The sequence below is a fragment of the Paracoccus sp. 22332 genome (assembly GCF_052045125.1).
In the GTDB taxonomy this organism is placed as follows: Bacteria; Pseudomonadota; Alphaproteobacteria; order Rhodobacterales; family Rhodobacteraceae; genus Paracoccus; species Paracoccus haematequi_A.
Genome location: NZ_JBQEOI010000004.1, coordinates 139744 through 157277, shown reverse-complemented (window position 1 = coordinate 157277; position 17534 = coordinate 139744). Strand labels below are relative to the sequence as shown.

The following is a 17534-nucleotide window of genomic DNA, read 5'->3' as shown; positions in this document are numbered from 1 at the left end:
GGCAGGCCGTGACGCATCGGGTCGTCGTCCTGGGGGCAGGCTTCGCGGGCCTGCAACTGGTTCAGGATCTGCGCGGCGCGGACTGCCGGATCACGCTGATCGACCAGAGAAACCACCACCTGTTCCAGCCGCTGCTGTATCAGGTGGCCACCACGCTGCTGGCCACGTCCGAGATCGCCTGGCCGATCCGCCGCGTGCTGCGCCGCCGCCCCGACGTGACCACGCTGCTGGCCCGCGTCACCGGCATCGACCGCCAGGCGCGGCTGGTCCTGCTGGAGGAGGGGGCGCCGGTTCCCTTCGATACGCTGGTGGTGGCGACGGGCGCGCGCCACGCCTATTTCGGCCATGACGCATGGGAGGCGGACGCCCCCGGTCTCAAGACGCTGGAGGACGCGACCACCATCCGCCGCCGCCTGCTGCTGGCCTTCGAGCGCGCCGAACTGGCCGAGGATCCGGCCGAACGCGACGCGAACCTGACCTTCGCCATCATCGGCGGCGGCCCGACCGGGGTGGAACTGGCGGGGATCCTCGCCGACCTGGCCCATCGCGTGCTGCCGCGCGAATTCCGCCGCATCGACACCCGCACCGCCCGCATCATGCTGATCGAGGCCGGGCCACGCATCTTGCCGGTCTTTCCGCCCGCGCTGTCCGATTACGCGGCGGCCGCGCTGCAACGGCGCGGGGTGCAGGTGCTGACCGGCCAGCCGGTCACGGATCTGTCGGCCCGGCATGTGAGCATCGGCGACCAGGCGGTGCCCTGCCGGACGGTGATCTGGGCGGCGGGGGTCCAGGCCTCGCCCGCGGCGGCCTGGCTGGGGGCGACGGCCGACCGGGCGGGGCGGGTGATCGTCGGCCCCGATTTGACGCTGCCGGACGATCCGGCGATCCTGGTGCTGGGCGATACCGCGCATGTCGACCAGGACGGCGCCCCGGTGCCCGCCCTGGCGCCCGCCGCCAAGCAGCAGGGCCGTTACGGCGCCGCGCTGATCCGCGCGCGGCTGGCGGGCCAGCCGGCGCCGGGGCCGTTCCGGTACCGCCACGGCGGCAACCTGGCGACCATCGGGCGCAACGCCGCCGTGATCGACTTCGGCCGGATCCGGCTGACCGGGCGGCTGGCCTGGTGGATCTGGGGCATCGCCCATATCTATTTCCTGATCGGCGTCCGCTCGCGCCTGGCCGTGGCGATCAACTGGCTGTGGAGCTTCCTGTCCCGCCAGAACTCGGCCCGCCTGATCACGCAGAGAGAGACGCTGCGCCCGCCCGGCGGGAACGCGGGAGCCGCCGCCGGGGTTGATGGTCCAGGAGGAACCGCCATGACCCGAGAGACCCCGAAACACCCCAATCCCGCCACCGATCCGCCCCGCCGGAACGGCCAGGGCGAACACGAGGGCGTGCCGCATTCGCCCGAGGAATTCGACGTGATGAATCCCGCCAAGGCCGACAAGACCCCCGGCGGGCCGCAGGAAAACCAGTAGCGCCGTTGCCCGGCCGGTCCTTGGATCGGGGCTGGCCGGGTGGCCGTGGAAGGCCGCCACCCCTGAGAAAGCAATCATGGATCCCGATCGGGCCGTCACGCCTGCCGTCCCGGCCAGCCGCAGGGCCAGCGGCCCTTGGCGGGGTCGTCCCAGGCGGGCATGTCCAGCCAGGGATACCAGCACAGGCCCGCGACGGGCACGCCTGAAAGGGCGATCTCGGCCTGGACATGCGCCAGCCAGTCCCAGCGGTCGCGGATATGCGGAAAGCGGCGGTAAGCCCGCCGCAGCCCTTGGTGCCAGCCGGTTTCCGTGATCATCACCGGCAGACGGTAACGGTCGGCCACCGCGCGCAGCACCCGGTGCAGGGGCTCGATGGCGTGGTGGGGGTAATAGTTGACGCCGACCATCCGCACATGGCCGCTGGCCACCAGCCGGTCGGTGGCCCGGAACACGGCGGGATGCAGGTGGTGGAACGGGTCGCAGGTGGCGAAGCGCGGGCCGCCCGGCAGGCAGGCGGCGGCGGCCATCATCCGCAGCGCCATGTCCGTGGCGCGGCCCGGCGTCATCCCCGACACCCGCCGCCCGACCGAGGGTTCGTTGACCGCGATCGCCCAGGCCCCCGGCGGCAGCGCGCGGCAGCAGGCCAGGGCGTGCTGCGCGGGGCGCGGCGGGGCGTCGAAATGGACCAGATCCCAGATCACCGGAAATCCCTGCGGCACGGCATTCACCCGCGCGGCGATGTCGTGGCGCCAGGACAGCCCGTCGCGCGCGCCCGCCGCGCCCTGCTGCCGGGCCACGTCATAGTGATGGGCCATCGCCGCCTGGGGCAGGTGCCCGGTCGACTGCAGCAGGTCGTGGCCGTTCCAGTGCAGCCGCCCGCATTCGAAGCCCGCCAGGATCGTCGCGGGCTGGCCCGGCCGGGGCGAAAAGGCGTCGGGGAAGGGCAGGGCGTTCATAACGGGGTCCGAAAAATCCCCCTGGCCTCGGGGCGGGCCGGGTGCGGGGAGGCTGGCGCAGGGGGGGATTTGTCAGCCGGGCGGCGAAACTCGTAAACCGTGAACACTGTGCCGCCTGGCTGATAAGCGCCTTATGTCTGAAGTTTACGTGCCGGGAAAGCTGTCTTTTTGGACAGGATCCGGCCGGAACAATCCCTGCGGCGGCCCGTTCGTCCCCAGCGGGCAGGAGGGGTTGATGGACGATATCGCGGCACGGGCGCGGAACCTGGGCATCCAGCCCGAATACGAAGGCGTCGGCGGCACGCTTCACCGGGTGCCCGAGGCCACGCTGGAACGGCTGATCTCGGCCTTCGGTCCCGGCGCGGCGATGACCCCGCAGCGGCTGGAGGCGCCCCCGGGCGCGCGCTGCCGCCTGCCCGGGGACCGCCGATGCTGGGGCGTGGCGGTGCAGCTGTATCAACTGCGGTCGGCGCGCAACTGGGGCATCGGCGATTTCGCGGATCTGTGGGATCTGGCGGCGATCCTGGGCGCGCAGGGGGCCGATTTCATCGGGCTGAACCCGCTGCACGCGCCGTTCCTGGCCGCGCCGGGGCGGTGCAGCCCGTTCTCGCCCTCGAACCGGCGGTTCCTGAACCCGCTTTACCTGGCGGTGGACAGGATCGCGGGGTTCGATCCAGCGATGATGGACCAAGACGCGGTGGACCGCCTGCGCAGGACCGATCTGGTCGATTACCCCGGCGTCGCGCGGGCCAAGCTGCACGCGCTGCGGGCGCTGTGGGACCGGCTGGGGCGGCCTGATGCCTCGGACCAGGCGCGGGCGCGGGGCGGCGCGGAGCTGGACCGGCACGCGCTGTTCGAGGCGCTGTCCGCGCGGATGGCCGCGGCGGGGCAGGGGGCGGGCTGGACCGCCTGGCCCGCCGCTTGGCGCGATCCCGGCGCGGCCGAGGTGGCGGCCTTCGCCCGCGACCATGCAGCCGAGATCCGCTTCCATCGCTGGTTGCAGGACCAGACGGCCCGCCAACTGGCCCGTGCCCGCGACGCCTGCGCCGAAGCCGGGATGGGCATCGGCCTGTATCTGGATCTGGCCGTGGGCGAGGCCGCCGACGGGTCGGGAAGCTGGGGCAATCCCGATGTGCTGGCCGATGTGCGGATCGGCGCGCCGCCCGATTACTTCAACGAACAAGGGCAGGACTGGGCCTTGGCGCCGCTGTCCCCCGCCGCGATGGCCGCATCGCGCGCCGCGCCATTCGGCAGGCTGATGGCGGGTGTGATGGAACCGGCGGGCGCGGTCCGGCTGGATCACGCCATGGGCCTGTGGCAGCTGTTCCTGATCCCGAAGGGGGCGGGGCCGCAGGCGGGCGCCTATGCCCGCTATCCGCTGGACGACATGCTGCGCGCCTTGGCCCAGGCGTCCCAGGACAGCGGCGCCCTGGTCGTGGGCGAGGATCTGGGCAATGTGCCGCCGGGCTTTCGCGCGGTGATGGCGGCGGCGGGGATCCTGTCCTATCGCATCCTGTTCTTCGAACGCGACGCTAAGGGCGGCTTCCTGCCGCCAGGGGATTATCCCGACCTGGCCCTGGCCTGCCTGTCCACCCACGACCTGCCGACCTTCCGGGGCTGGTGGGGCGGCCAGGACATCGCCCTGCGCCAGAGATTCGGCCTGATCGGCGCAGAGGCCGCCCGCGACCAGGCGGCGGCCCGCCCGGCCGAGCGGGGGGCGCTGATCCGCGCCCTGGCCGGGGCCGGTCTGTGGGACGGCGGCGAGGGGGCGGACGGCGATCCGCCGCCCGACCTGGTGGCGGCGGTCCATCGCTTCGTGGCGCGCACCCCGGCCCGCCTGATGGCCGTCCGGCTGGAGGATCTGGCGGGGGACGACCGCCCCGTGAACCTGCCCAGCACCGAGGGCGAATATCCCAACTGGCGGCCCCGCCTGGCCCGGACGGCCGAGGAGATCGCCGCAAGCGGCCTGTTTCGCGCCATCGTCGCCGGGATCGCGGCGGAACGGCCCAGGGCGTGATCAGCGCAGCCGGTGCAGCCGGGAAATGTCGCGGACATGCAGCAGATGCACGCCGGTCTTGCGCGACAGGGCCTTGGCGCTTTCGGTGTAATGGCCGGTTGTGATCACAATGGCGGCGTCGACCCGGTGGAAGGCCCGGCCCGAGAACGCCTCTTGCACGGCCTTGTTGCCGACCGCGCCGTCATAGCGCTTGCACTGGATGCCGATCCGGCGGCCGCCCTGGCGGGCGATGATGTCCAGGCCCTGATCGCCCGATCCCGCCGTTACCTCGGCCCGCCAGCCATGCAGCTCCAGCCGCCCCGCCACCCAGCGTTCGAAGTCGTGCCCGTCGCGGGGACAGGCCGCCCCCGGCGCCGCTGGGCGGGCCTTGGGCCTGGGCCGGGGCGTCGTGGACCTGGCGCGGGGCCGGGCGCGCGGCCCCNCCGCCGCCCTGACTTGCGCCGCCGCGCGGCGGTGCGGGGCAGGAACAGTCCCGGCAGCAACAGCGCGGCCAGCACCACCCCCGCCAGGGCGGGCTGGGCATCGGGGGTCGGCCCGGTGCCCGCGAAACTGGCCATCAGGAACCCCCCGATCACGATCAGCGTGGCCGACAGAACCCCATAGCGGAACAGATAGAAGGCGGTTGCAAGCAGGCGGCGCATCGTCTTTCGGGAAGGACAACCCTGGCGCGATCATCGCCCAGGACGCCCACCCTAGCGCCGCATCCGCGTGTCGACAATCGGTCCCTGCGAAAGCCTGCGGCACGGGATCCGGGTGGGGTGCTTTGATCACGCGGTCCTTGCCGGGGGGCGATGCCGGTTTTCTGTTTCCTTCATGTTCCGTGCCGCTGGGATGCCCGCGACCCCGGGCCACGCTTTTCGGTCAGGGAACTGTCGGATGCGGGCCGCCCAAGAGGTCATGACCGCCGGCACGTTCGACTATGCCGCCCAGGCGCTGCCCGCGCAGGCCGTCGCCGGCCTGATGTCCCCGGAAAGGCCCGGCACACGAGGGTGACCGCTTCCGGCAAGAGGGCGGCGATCGGAAGGCGGAACCAATCGCGCGCGGCCCGGTTGCGGTTTGGCAGGACAAGGAATTTCCGGATGCCGCATGGTTCCCCGCCGCCGGTCACCTCGCTGGATCGCTTCGTCGAGGCGCAGCAGGACAGTCATGACACCGCGCTGTCCGAATTGCGGCAGGGGCGCAAGCAGAGCCATTGGATGTGGTTCATCTTTCCGCAACTGCGCGGGCTGGGGCAGTCGGCGATGTCGCAGCGCTATGGCATCGCGAATCTGGACGAGGCGAAGCGGTATCTGGCCCACCCGGTCCTGGGGCCGCGGCTGATCCGCAGCGCGGAAGCCGTGCTGGCCCATCACGGCCTGTCGGCCGAAGCGATCTTCGGGCCTGTCGATGCGGCCAAGCTGCGATCCTCGGCCACGCTGTTCGCGGCGGTTCCGGGCGCGCCTGACGTGTTCGACCGGATCCTGCAACGATTCTTCAACGGCAATCCCTGCCGCGCGACGCGGGACCGGATCGCCTGACCGGCATCCCCGAACGGGCGGCTGGCGCGATCAGGGGGTCGAAGGGCGCGATCCCGGCCTGTGCTTTGGCTTGGTGGGGTCGGGGAAGCCTTCGTGTTCGTCCTCGGGGACCGTGTGGCCGGTGTCGCGCGTCGTTCCGCGAATGCCGTCGGGCAGGACGCCGTCCTTGTCGGCCGGGGGTTGCGCGGGGGTCTTGCCGGGTTCGTCCTGTCGGGCCATGTCCTTCCTCCGTCCGCCGTGATGGCAGCGCAGGAGAAACCGGCTTCGGGCGGCTTTTGTTCCGCCGTTCCGGCCGGATCAGGCCCCCAGATCGCGCAGGATTTCCGCGCTGCGGGGCATCCGGGTCAGGCTCGCCTCGATCCGGCTGCGCCAACGCGGCCCGCGAGAGCGGGCGTCCTCCAGGGCCTCGGCCAGGTCGTCGGGGCGGTCCTGGGCCAGGGCCTCGATCAGGAAGGCCGCCTGGCCGCGATCCTTGCGCGCTTTCGCCTGGTCGGGCCCGCCCTTGCGGCGGTCGGCCACGATCAGCTTGTGGATCGCGAACCGTTCGGGGCGCGGGATCTGGACCAGCACCCCCGACCGATACAGGGCAAGCGCCGGGATCGGATCCGCGATCAGGAAGTTCAGGTAATGCAGCGCCAGCGCGCTGACCCCCAGGGCCGGAAGCGGCTTGACGCTTTCGTCGCCGAAGGCGGGGGTCAGGAATTCCACCATGGCGGTGCCGCGCGTCTGACGCCATTTCCAGACCTGCCGGTCCTGCACCCCCGGCACCGGGTCGAATTCCAGCGTTTGCAGAATCTCGCCGGGGTTTTCCTGAACCCGGTCGCCAAGCGCGACCGACAGCCGGTGGAAGCTGGCGAAGTCGATATCGCCGGTCTGGGCCAGGTCGTCCGATCCCATGCGCAGGCCCAGTTCGCCCTGGTAAAGGCCATAGGCCGCGGTCCCCACCAGCGTGCCGCCCAGCCGGAACACCCCGGCGCGGGCAAAGGCCGACAGCAGCGATCCGGTGTCGCGGTCCGTCGCGATGAAGCCCTCGGCCCGAAGGACGCGGGCCAGGCGCGCCATGTCCCGCCGCCGGTCCCCCGCTTGGGCCTTCAGGTCGGCGGCCCGCGCCAGGCGCTGCCGCAGATCCGGCGTCCCCTCGCCCAGATAGCGGCTTTTCATCTGGGTGCCGATGCGGAACTTGTCGTACAGATAGACGCGGCCGTTGCGCACCCGTTCCTCGACGCTGCCGATCAGGTCCGAGGCGCTGTCTTCCAGATGCAGGCGCAGCAGATCTTGATAGGCGACCTGGGCCGCGCGAGATTGGGACTGGACGGTCATCGGGCATCCTGGGTCATGTGCAGCAAATATATTCGTGCTGCACACAAGCGCAAGGGGCCGGGGTTCAGGGCACCAGGTCGCCCTGCCGCCGGCGGCCTCAGTCGGTTCGCCGGGCCGGGGCGATGAAGCATTCGTCCACGGCGGTGTCGATTTCCTGGGCGACATGCTGCTGCAGCGTCCAGATATAGTCGTCGTGGATGCCGTGTTCGGCCAGCCCGCGCGCGGTGCGCAGCAGGTATTCGGCCCCCGACCCGGCCGCGCCCGCCGCGCGGGCCAGCCTGCGCGCCTGTTCCTCGACCGTCAGCCGCGCCGTCAGAGTGCCGACCGGATCGGCATAGAAGGTCAGCGCCTCTTGCCGCCCCTCCTCGGTCTGGACCGTGATCCAGCAGGCATTGCCCGCCAGTTCATGCGCCACCAGCTCGCGGCGCAGGATGTCGCGCAGGGACTGGACCTCGGTTCCCTGGGCGATGTCCAGGACCAGCCCCTCGCATTGCCCGCCGCGCGCCAGGGCCAGCATCAGCCCCGGCCGGTCCGGCGAGCCGCGAAAGTGATCCAGCGAGATCGAAAAGCTGCGATGCCAGCCGATCGCCGTGGCCCGCCGCCGCGCGCCCACCGCAAAGCCCGGATTCCAGATGAGCGAGCCATAGGCGAAGATCGGGATCGGCCGGGGCCGCCCCCGCGTCAACTCATCCGCCAGGCGGTCCAGATCGGTGTCCTCCAGCATCCGCCAGCGGGGATCGTGCAGCGGCCCCTGGGCCGGGGCGATCCGGGCCAGGTGGCGGTCGGACAGCAGGATCGGACGAGAGGTGGTCATCGGAGTCCCCGAACGGCGGCGTCGGCTTCCTTTTGCCGGGTCGGCGCGCGCAAGCCAAGCGCAAACCCGGCAATGGCGGGGAAGGCGCCGCCCCGTTCGCGCGGCGGCAGGGGTCTTACGGCCGCAGCGAGAGGTAATGCAGATAGCGGTCGTAATGGGCGACCACATCGGCGATGATCTCCTCTCGGTCATAGCCGAAGATGTCGTATCCCCGGCTGCCCTGCGCCAGAAACACCTCGGCCCGGTAATAGCGGTTGCGCCCGCCTTCCCCGCGCGCGGCGTCGGTCAGCGCGAAGGACGGGATCGGGCGGCTGACCGGCTGGACGCGATACAGGAAATCGCTGATCCCCTCGCCCAGGTCGATGCGCAGGATCACGGCATCGTCCTCTCGCGCGATCTCTCCGCCATGGCCGCGCCGGGCCAGTTCCGCCTGCACGGCGTCCAGGGCCTGGGTCACGGTCCTGTCGATGAACTCCGTCACCTGCCGCTTGCCCGGATGGCTGACGATGGCGCCCAGGCGGCGGCGCCAGCTTGCGCTGCCCTCGCCGATCAGGGGGGCGGCGGGCAGGGCGGCGCTTGCGGTCAGCGCCACCTCGTCCGTCAGGCCCTTCCAGATGCCGAAGCACATGAAGACCATGACGATCGACAGGGGCGCCGCCGCGATCACCGCCGCCATTTCCACCGCGTCCAGACCCCCCGCCAGCAGCAGCCCGCCCGCGACCCCGCCGCAGGTCAGCGCCCAGAAGACGCGCAGCCACAGCACCGGCTCCTCGTCCCCCTTCGAGGTGATCATGGCGATCACCAGGGCGCCCGCGTCGGATGCGGTGACGAAATAGATCGCCACCAGCAGCCCCGCCAGCCAGGCCAGCCAAGCCGAGGCGGGCAGGTATTCGAACACCGCGAACAGCGCGATGGGCATGTTTTCCGCCACGGTCCGAGAGATCGCGCCCCCGGCCGCGTTCAGATCCTGCCAGATCGCCAGGTCGCCGAAGATCGTGAACCAGATGCAGCTGAAGCCGGCGGGCGCGAACAGCACGCCCAGCAGGAATTGCCGGATCGTCCGCCCGCGAGAGATCCGGGCGATGAACAGCCCCACGAAGGGCGACCAGGACATCCACCAGGCCCAATAGAACAGCGTCCAGCTGCCCACCCAGTCGGTCGGCTCATAGGCATAGATGTGGAAGGTCCGGGTCACGAAGCTGTCGATGTAAAGGCCGATATTCTCGACGAAGGCTTGCAGCAGGAACTGCGTCGGACCCAGGATCAGGATCAGCCCCATCAGCACGAAGGACAGGATCAGGATGAATTCGGACAGCCGCCGGATGCCGTTGTCCAGCCCCGTGGCGACCGTCAGCGTCGCCAGCAGCGTGACCACCGCGATCAGGCCAAGCTGGATGTTGATGGTCTGCGGCAGCCCGAACAGATAGGCCCCGGTCGCGTTCAGCTGCGCGACCCCCAGCCCCAGCGAGGTCGACAGACCGGCCAGCGTGCCGACCACCGCGAAGATGTCGATCATGTCGCCCAGCGGCCCGTTCACCCGGTCCCCCAGCAGCGGCCGGAAGGCCGAGCGGATCACCAGCGGCTCGCCCCGCCGGAAACCGAAATAGGCCAGGGCCAGCCCCATCACGGCATAGATCGCCCAGGCATGGACGCCCCAGTGGAAGAAGGTGATGCTCAGCGCGTCGCGGGCGGCCTGGGGGCTGCCGGGCGCCGCGTCGGGCGGGTTCGAGAAATGCATGATCGGCTCGGCCACGCCATAGAAGACGATGCCGATCCCCATGCCCGCGCTGAACAGCATCGCGATCCAGGTGCCATAGCTGTAGTCCGGCACCGATTCGTCCGGCCCCAGGCGGACATTGCCCAGCGGGCTGATGGCCAGGCACAGCAGGAAGATGACGAAGCCGCCGACGGCCAGCATGTAGAACCAGCCCATCTCTCTCAGCACCCAGTCGTTGGCGACCTGGAACAGCGCCGAGGCGGCGTCGGGATTGAGGATGGCAAAGGCGATCAGGGCCAGGGACACGACGGCAGAGCCGAAAAAGGGCAGGGGTGCGATACCTGTCAGGCGCACGGAATTCTCCTTGGTAAGGGCGTGATGGCCGCCGGTGGCGGCTGACGGATGCGGCGGCGCAACGTGGCGGCGGGTCTTGGTAACGCGTCCGTGAGGTCGCCGGTTCCGCCCGCGGGTGGGTTGGCAGACCGCGCGGAAGGCGCGGCCCAAGGTCGGGAAGCGCCCTTCTAAACGCCGTTTCCGGGGCTTGGCCACCCCCTGACCCGGAAAAGCCGGTCCGCAGTCGACGGCCCGCCGATCCCGGATCAGGCTTGGGAACACCCCCGCCACCCCATGATGCTTGCTATCCGCCCCTGCGACCCCGCCGCCGTTGGCGCCTGGACGGAATCGAGGCGCGCCGACCCTCAGAAGAAAATGATTGACGTCTGTCATTTTCGCCCCGATGCTGATCCCAAGGGGAACAATCGTCCATGGGAAATCCGACGCTGCATGACGTGGCGCGGGCTGCCGGGGTCAGCTATTCGACGGCCGACCGCGTCTTGAACGGGCGCGGAGGGGTGGCGGAGAAGTCGATCCAGCGGGTCCGCCAGGCCATCCAGGATCTGGGCTATCGCCGCGACATGACGGCGGCGAACCTGTCGCGGCGGCGCAGCTATCGCTTTGCGGCCTATGTCCCGCAGGGCGACCATGGCTTCTTTTCGGCGATCCGCCGCGCCTTCCTGGCGGAATCGCAACGGCGCGCGGGCCAGCGGATCGCCATCGACCTGCGCGACGTCACCGAGCCGATGACCGATTGCGACTGCGCGGTGACGGTGGGGGCGGACCAGGACTGGATCGACGCGCTGACGGCGGCCGGGATTCCGGTGGTGACGCTGGTCTCGGACAGTCCGGGCGCGCGGCGCGCCTATATCGGCATCGACAATCTGGTGGCGGGGCGGACGGCGGGGCGGCTGCACCGCATCGCGCATCGGGGCGGACCCGCGCGCGTCCTGCCGATCCTGGGATCCGCCGGTCTGCGCGATCACCGCGACCGCTTGGCCGGCGCGACCGAGGTGTTGGGCCCCGGCAGCCTGCTGCCCGCCATCGCGGTCGCGGACGATCCGGGCCGGATGCGCGCCCTGCTGGAACAGGCCTTGCGCGACGATCCGGGCATCACCGGGCTTTACTCTATCGGCGCGGGCAATCGCGGCCTGATCCCGCTGATGCGCGAGAGGGGCGGCGACCGCCCCTTCGTGGTGCTGCACGAACTGACCCCGCATTCGCGCGCGGCGCTGCAAGACGGCCTGATCGACGTGGTGATCGACCAGAAACCCGCCGAGGAGGTCGCCCGCGCGCTTGATGCGATGAAGGCCATCGCCGATGGCGAGGCGCCGGCTCCCGTCGCGATCACGCCCGCGATCTTTTTCAAGGACAACCTGCCCGGAGACATCCCATGACCGGCTATTTCGACCCCATCGCCCCGCTGGCCTTCGATCCCGATGCGGACGGCCCGGCCTTCCGCCATTACGACCCCGACCGGATGATCCTGGGCAAGCGGGCCGAGGATCAGCTGCGCTTCGCGGTGGCCTGGTGGCACAGTTTCGGCTGGGAGGGCGGCGATCCCTTTGGCGGGCGCACCTTCGACCGTCCCTGGTTTCCCGCCGACACGATGGATCTGGCCGAAAGCCGCGTCGATGCCGCCTTCGATTTCTTCCGCATCCTGGGCGCGCCGTTCTTCTGTTTCCACGACCACGACGTGCGACCCGAGGGCGCCAGCCTTGGCGAAAGCCGCGACCGGCTGAACCGCATCGCCGATCTGATGGCCGCGAAGATGGAAGGCGGCGGGCCGCGCCTGCTGTGGGGCACCGCCAACCTGTTCACCAACCGCCGCTATATGGCCGGGGCCGCGACCAATCCCGACCCGGATGTCTTCGCCTATGCCGCCGCGACCGTGCGCGACTGCCTGGACGTGACGCACCGTCTGGGCGGCGAAAACTATGTCCTGTGGGGCGGGCGCGAGGGGTACGAGACCCTGCTGAACACCGACCTGGGCCGCGAGCTGGACCAGATGGGCCGGTTCCTGTCGATGGTCGTCGATTACAAGCACAAGATCGGCTTCAAGGGGACGATCCTGATCGAACCCAAGCCGCAGGAACCCACCAAGCACCAGTACGATTTCGATGTGGCGACGGTCTATGGCCTGTTGTCGCGCCATGGGTTGGAGGGCGAGGTGAAGGTGAACATCGAACAGGGCCACGCGATCCTGGCGGGCCATACCTTCGAACACGAGATCGCCCTGGCCAACGCGCTTGGCATCTTCGGGTCCATCGACATGAACCGCAACGACCAGCAATCGGGCTGGGACACCGACCAGTTCCCGAACAGCGTCCCCGAGGTGGCGTTGGCCTATTACGAGATCCTGCGCGGCGGCGGCTTCACCACCGGCGGCACCAATTTCGACGCCAAGATCCGGCGCCAGTCGCTGGACCCGCTGGATCTGGTGATGGCCCATGCCGGCGCGATGGATGTCTGCGCGCGCGGGCTTGAGGCTGCGGCAAGGATGCTGGAGGAGGACCGGCTGGAGGCGGCGCGCCGCGACCGCTATGCCGGATGGCAGCGGCCCGAGGCGCAGGCGATGCTGTCCCCCGGCGCGACGCTGGAGGACATCGCCGACCGGGCCGTGGCGGCGGGTCTGGATCCGCAGCCCGTGTCGGGGCGGCAGGAGATCCTGGAAAATCTGGTCAACCGATATGTCTGAAGGGGGACAGCCATGAAGACCATCAAGGGACCGGCGCTGTTTCTGGCGCAATTCGCGGGGGACGCCGCGCCATTCGACACTTGGGACGGGATCACCCGCTGGGCGGCCGATTGCGGATACAAGGGCGTGCAGGTGCCAAGCTGGGATGGCCGGCTGTTCGACCTGGCGAAGGCGGCGGACAGCAAGGATTACTGCGACGAGGTGGCGGGGGTGGCCGCCGCGAACGGCGTGCAGATCACCGAACTGTCCACCCATCTGCAAGGCCAGCTTGTCGCCGTCCACCCGGCCTATGATCAGGCCTTCGACGGCTTCACCGTGCCGGAGATGCGTGGCAACCCCAAGGCGCGGCAGGAATGGGCCGTGGATCAGGTCAGAAAGGCGCTGACCGCCAGCCGCAACCTGGGCCTGACCGCCATGGCCAGCTTTTCCGGCGCCTTGGCTTGGCCCTTCGTCTATCCCTGGCCGCAGCGTCCGGCGGGGCTGGTGGAAACGGCCTTCGACGAACTGGCCCGCCGCTGGCGCCCGATCCTGGATCATGCCGAGGGCTGCGGCGTCGACATCTGCTATGAAATCCATCCGGGCGAGGATCTGCACGACGGCGACACGTTCGAGATGTTCCTGGACCGCCTGGGGGGCCATGCGCGGGCGAACATGCTGTACGACCCGTCGCATTACGTCCTGCAATGCCTGGACTATCTGGACAATATCGACATCTACAAGGACCGCATCCGCATGTTCCACGTCAAGGACGCGGAATTCAACCCGACCGGGCGCAAGGGCGTCTATGGCGGCTTCCAGCCCTGGGTGAACCGGGCGGGGCGGTTCCGGTCGCTGGGCGACGGGCAGGTGGATTTCGGGGCGATCTTTTCCAAGATGGCTGCCAACGACTTCGACGGCTGGGCCGTGGTGGAATGGGAATGCTGCCTGAAACACCCCGAGGACGGGGCGCGGGAAGGGGCCGAATTCGTGCGCAGCCATATCATCCGGGTGACGGAAAAGGCCTTCGACGATTTCGCGGATGGCGGCACCGATGACGCGGCCAACCGCCGGATGCTGGGGATTTCGTAATGGCGCGCATCAGGCTCGGCATGGTCGGCGGCGGCAAGGACGCCTTCATCGGCGCGGTCCACCGCATCGCCGCGCGTCTGGACGGAGAATTCGAACTGGTCGCCGGGGCGTTGTCCTCGACCCCGGAAAAGGCGCACGACAGCGGCGCGGCCCTGGGGCTGGACCCCGACCGCTGCTATGGCAGTTTCGAGGAGATGGCCGGGGCCGAGGCCGCGCGTCCCGACGGAATCGAGGCGGTCGCCATCGTCACCCCGAACCATGTCCACGGCCCCGCCGCTGCGGCCTTCCTGCGGCGCGGCATCCATGTGATCTGCGACAAGCCGCTGACGGCGACGCTGGCCCAGGCGGCGGATCTGGAAGCGGCGATCCGCGCCTCCGAGGCGCTGTTCATCCTGACGCACAACTATACCGGCTATCCGATGATCCGGCAGGCCCGCGCCATGATCGCGGCGGGGGATCTGGGGGCCATCCGCATCGTCCAGGTCGAATATGCGCAGGACTGGCTGACCGAACCGGCGGAACAGACGGGCACCAACAAGCAGGCCGAATGGCGCACCGATCCCGACCGCAGCGGGGCAGGCGGCTCCATCGGCGACATCGGCACCCATGCCCACAACCTTGCCTGTTTCGTGACCGGGCTGACGGTCGAAAGCCTCTCGGCGGATCTGCAAAGCTTCGTGCCGGGGCGGCGGGTGGATGACAACGCCCATGTGCTGCTGCGCTTCCGCGAAGGCGCGCGCGGGATGCTGTGGTGCTCGCAGGTGGCGCCGGGCAACGAAAACGGGTTGCGCCTGCGCGTCTACGGCGAAAGGGGCGGGCTGGAATGGGGGCAGGAGGATCCGAATTATCTGTGGTTCACCCCTTTCGGTGAACCGAAACGCCTGCTGACCCGGCGCGGCGCGGGGGCGTCGGACGCCGCCAATGCCGTCAGCCGCACGCCGGGCGGCCACCCCGAGGGCTATCTGGAAGGCTTCGCCAACATCTATGCCGGGGCCGCGCGGGCGATCCGGGCGGCGCAGGCCGGGCAACGCGCGCCGGATCTGGACCTGCTGCCGGGGTTGGCGGAAGGGCTTGCGGGCATGCGCTTCATCGACGCCTGCATCCGGTCGTCGCGCGACAATGCCGCCTGGGTGCCGCTGTGAGCGTGCTCGCGCTGAAAAACGTCAGCCGCAGCTTCGGCCCGATCGAGGTGCTGCATGGCGTGGACATCGCCCTGCGTCCCGGTCGGGTCCATGCGCTGATCGGTGAAAACGGTGCGGGCAAGTCCACGACCATGAAGATCCTGGCGGGATACCAGCCGCCCTCGTCGGGCCAGGTGCTGCTGGACGGCCAGCCCGTCAGCTTCGCCACCATGGGCCAGGCCGAGGCGCAGGGGATCTCGATGATCCACCAGGAGTTCAACCTGGCCGAGCAACTGACGGTCGAGCAGAACATCTTCCTGGGCCGCGAGTTGAAGCGCGGTCCGCTGCTTGACAAGCCTGCCATGCGCACCCGGACGCGCGACCTGCTGGACCGGCTGGAATGCCGCGTGGCGCCCGACCGGGTGGTGTCCACGCTGTCCAACAGCGACAAGCAGATGGTCGAGATCGCCAAGGCCCTGCTGCGCGACACCCGCGTTCTGGTCATGGACGAACCCACCGCCGTGCTGACGCGGGCGGAAACCGCGATCCTTTTGCGCCAGGTGCGCGCCCTGCGCGAGGCGGGGACGGCGGTGCTGTTCACCTCGCACAAGCTGGACGAGGTGGAGGCCATCGCCGACGACCTGACCATCATGCGCGACGGCCGCGTGGTCTGGACCGGCGAGGCGGCGGCGATGGACCAGCACGCCATGGCAAACGCCATGGTGGGGCGCGAGATGTCGGATCTGTTCCCCGCCAAGGTTTCCACGCCGGGCGAGGTCGCGTTGCAGGTCGCGAACCTGACCGTGCCGGGCTTTTCCCGCGACATCGGCTTTACCCTGCGCCGGGGCGAGGTTCTGGGCGTCGCGGGCCTGATCGGATCGGGCCGCACCGAAACCTTCGAGGGGCTGTGCGGGCTGCGCCCCGCCATCGGCGACGTGCGCATTTTCGGCCAGCCCGCCCGCGTCGACCATCCCTGGCAGGCCCAGGCGCTTGGCCTGTGCTACCTGACCGAGGACCGCAAGACGCGCGGGTTGCTGCTGGGCAAGGGGCTGCGCGAGAATCTGACGCTGCAAGCCCTGTCGAAATTCAGCCGGGGCCTGCTGGACACCGGGGCCGAGGAGCGCGCCTTGGACCGGGCCATCGCCGACTTCGACATTCGCGGCCATCGCGGCGCCCTGGTCGGCAATCTGTCGGGCGGCAACCAGCAGAAGCTGCTGTTCGCCAAGACCATGCTGGCCGACCCGCAGATCGTCGTCATCGACGAGCCCACGCGCGGCATCGACATCGGCACCAAGCAGCAGATGTATGTCCTGATCCGCCGCCTTGCGGCCGAGGGCCGCGCCATCGTCGTCATCTCGTCCGAGATGCAGGAGGTGATCGGGCTGTCCGACCGCATCCTGGTCATGCGCCACGGCCGCATCACCGGAGAGCTGGGCGCGGACGCGACCGAGGACGCCATCGTCAAGCTGGCCATGGGCGTGGCCACGGAAAGGGAACCCGCATGAGCGACGCAACCGCGCCACGGCGCATCCGCATGACCGTGATCGGGCCGATCCTGGCCCTGGTCCTGCTGGTCGTCGCGGGGGCGCTGATGAACCCGAATTTCCTGGGCTGGGACAACGTGACCAACGTCCTGGCCCGGTCGGCCTTCATCGGCATCATCGCCGTGGGCATGACCTTCGTCATCACGGCGGGCGGGCTGGACCTGTCGGTCGGTTCCATGGCGGCCTTCATCGCCGGGCTGATGATCCTGGTGATGAACAGCCTGGTGCCCAGCATGGGCGTCGGCATCCCGGTGATCCTGGTTGGCATGGCTGTCGCGCTGCTGGCGGGGCTTGCGGCGGGGCTGCTGAACGGTATCCTGATCACCAGGCTTGGGATCGAGGCCTTCATCGTCACCCTTGGATCCATGGGCATCTATCGCAGCCTGGTCACATGGCTGGCGGACGGCGGCACACTGTCGCTGGATTTCGCCCTGCGCAGCCTCTACCAGCCGGTCTATTATGGCGGCATCTTCGGCATCACCTGGCCGATCATCGTCTTTGCCGTGGTGGTCGTGATCGGAGAGATCGTGATGCGCTCCACCGCCTTCGGCCGCCACTGCGCGGCCATCGGATCGAATGAGCAGGTGGCCAAGTATTCGTCGGTGCGCGTGGACCGAGTGCGGCTGACGACCTATGCCGCGCTTGGCCTGCTGGTCGGACTCGCCACCATCATGTATGTGCCGCGCCTTGGGTCCGCGTCCTCCGCCACCGGGATGCTGTGGGAGCTTGAGGCGATCGCCGCCGTCATCATCGGCGGCACGGTGCTGAAGGGCGGCTTCGGCCGGGTCTGGGGCACGGTGATCGGCGTCCTGATCCTGACGCTGATCGGCAACCTGCTGAACCTGACGGATTTCGTATCGCCTTACCTGAACGGCGCCATTCAGGGGGCCATCATCGTTCTCGCTGTGGTCTTGCAGCGCGAAGGCAAAGCCCGCTGAGCGGGTTCACATGGGA

The 17534-nt window shown here is 69.6% G+C and carries 15 protein-coding genes; 9 read left to right on the top strand and 6 right to left on the bottom strand.

Annotated features, from left to right (window positions below; genetic code table 11):
• The first annotated feature begins 8 nt into the window (after positions 1 to 8).
• Positions 9 to 1475 carry an NAD(P)/FAD-dependent oxidoreductase gene (locus tag ACTJI6_RS06525; protein ID WP_440798910.1) on the top strand — a complete coding sequence of 489 codons (1467 nt, stop codon included), beginning with the start codon at positions 9 to 11 and terminating at the stop codon, positions 1473 to 1475.
• Positions 1476 to 1570: 95 nt separating this feature from the next.
• Here ACTJI6_RS06525 and ACTJI6_RS06520 read toward each other — a convergent pair whose 3' ends face one another.
• Positions 1571 to 2431 carry a hypothetical protein gene (locus tag ACTJI6_RS06520; RefSeq protein ID WP_440798908.1) on the bottom strand — a complete coding sequence of 287 codons (861 nt, stop codon included), beginning with the start codon at positions 2429 to 2431 and terminating at the stop codon, positions 1571 to 1573.
• Between the two features lie 235 nt (positions 2432 to 2666).
• On the opposite strand from ACTJI6_RS06520, the gene malQ reads away from it, so the two are divergent.
• Positions 2667 to 4448 carry a 4-alpha-glucanotransferase gene (gene malQ, locus ACTJI6_RS06515; RefSeq protein ID WP_440798906.1) on the top strand — a complete coding sequence of 594 codons (1782 nt, stop codon included), beginning with the start codon at positions 2667 to 2669 and terminating at the stop codon, positions 4446 to 4448.
• Here the strand turns inward: malQ and ACTJI6_RS06510 are convergent, their stop codons facing one another.
• The gene (locus ACTJI6_RS06510) at positions 4449 to 4754 is read right to left on the bottom strand and encodes a restriction endonuclease (protein ID WP_440798904.1); all 306 of its coding nucleotides are present in this window, start codon (positions 4752 to 4754) and stop codon (positions 4449 to 4451) included.
• Positions 4755 to 5527: 773 nt separating this feature from the next.
• Here ACTJI6_RS06510 and ACTJI6_RS06505 point away from each other — a divergent pair.
• On the top strand, positions 5528 to 5965 hold the full coding sequence (locus ACTJI6_RS06505; protein WP_440798902.1) for a DUF1810 domain-containing protein: 438 nt from the start codon (positions 5528 to 5530) through the stop codon (positions 5963 to 5965).
• 30 nt (positions 5966 to 5995) lie between these two features.
• On the opposite strand, the gene ACTJI6_RS06500 is transcribed toward ACTJI6_RS06505, so the two are convergent.
• The 4 genes from ACTJI6_RS06500 to ACTJI6_RS06485 form a co-directional block, all read right to left on the bottom strand.
• The gene (locus ACTJI6_RS06500) at positions 5996 to 6184 is read right to left on the bottom strand and encodes a hypothetical protein (RefSeq protein ID WP_440798901.1); all 189 of its coding nucleotides are present in this window, start codon (positions 6182 to 6184) and stop codon (positions 5996 to 5998) included.
• 78 nt (positions 6185 to 6262) lie between these two features.
• On the bottom strand, positions 6263 to 7285 hold the full coding sequence (locus ACTJI6_RS06495) for a nucleotidyltransferase family protein (RefSeq protein ID WP_440798899.1): 1023 nt from the start codon (positions 7283 to 7285) through the stop codon (positions 6263 to 6265).
• 97 nt (positions 7286 to 7382) lie between these two features.
• On the bottom strand, positions 7383 to 8099 hold the full coding sequence (locus ACTJI6_RS06490) for a gamma-glutamylcyclotransferase (protein WP_440798897.1): 717 nt from the start codon (positions 8097 to 8099) through the stop codon (positions 7383 to 7385).
• A 115-nt stretch (positions 8100 to 8214) separates the two neighbouring features.
• Entirely contained in the window at positions 8215 to 10170 is a 1956-nt protein-coding gene (locus ACTJI6_RS06485) for a BCCT family transporter (RefSeq protein ID WP_440798895.1), read from the bottom strand.
• Between the two features lie 410 nt (positions 10171 to 10580).
• On the opposite strand from ACTJI6_RS06485, the gene ACTJI6_RS06480 reads away from it, so the two are divergent.
• From ACTJI6_RS06480 to ACTJI6_RS06455, 6 genes are read left to right on the top strand one after another with little or no spacing between them, the layout of a single operon-like run.
• Positions 10581 to 11546 carry a LacI family DNA-binding transcriptional regulator gene (locus tag ACTJI6_RS06480; RefSeq protein ID WP_440798893.1) on the top strand — a complete coding sequence of 322 codons (966 nt, stop codon included), beginning with the start codon at positions 10581 to 10583 and terminating at the stop codon, positions 11544 to 11546.
• Positions 11543 to 12847 (top strand): xylose isomerase, encoded by a 1305-nt coding sequence (gene xylA, locus ACTJI6_RS06475; RefSeq protein ID WP_440798891.1) that lies wholly within the window; start codon positions 11543 to 11545, stop codon positions 12845 to 12847. The genes ACTJI6_RS06480 and xylA overlap by 4 nt, the downstream gene beginning before the upstream one ends.
• A gap of 12 nt (positions 12848 to 12859) precedes the next feature.
• Positions 12860 to 13915, top strand: a complete 1056-nt coding sequence (locus ACTJI6_RS06470; protein WP_440798889.1) for a sugar phosphate isomerase/epimerase family protein — start codon at positions 12860 to 12862, stop codon at positions 13913 to 13915.
• Positions 13915 to 15057 (top strand): Gfo/Idh/MocA family protein, encoded by a 1143-nt coding sequence (locus ACTJI6_RS06465; RefSeq protein WP_440798887.1) that lies wholly within the window; start codon positions 13915 to 13917, stop codon positions 15055 to 15057. Before ACTJI6_RS06470 ends, ACTJI6_RS06465 begins: the two co-directional genes overlap by 1 nt.
• Complete coding sequence (locus ACTJI6_RS06460; RefSeq protein WP_440798885.1) at positions 15054 to 16541, top strand: sugar ABC transporter ATP-binding protein; 1488 nt, start codon at positions 15054 to 15056, stop codon at positions 16539 to 16541. The genes ACTJI6_RS06465 and ACTJI6_RS06460 overlap by 4 nt, the downstream gene beginning before the upstream one ends.
• On the top strand, positions 16538 to 17518 hold the full coding sequence (locus tag ACTJI6_RS06455) for an ABC transporter permease (RefSeq protein WP_126154289.1): 981 nt from the start codon (positions 16538 to 16540) through the stop codon (positions 17516 to 17518). The genes ACTJI6_RS06460 and ACTJI6_RS06455 overlap by 4 nt, the downstream gene beginning before the upstream one ends.
• Positions 17519 to 17534 lie beyond the last annotated feature (16 nt).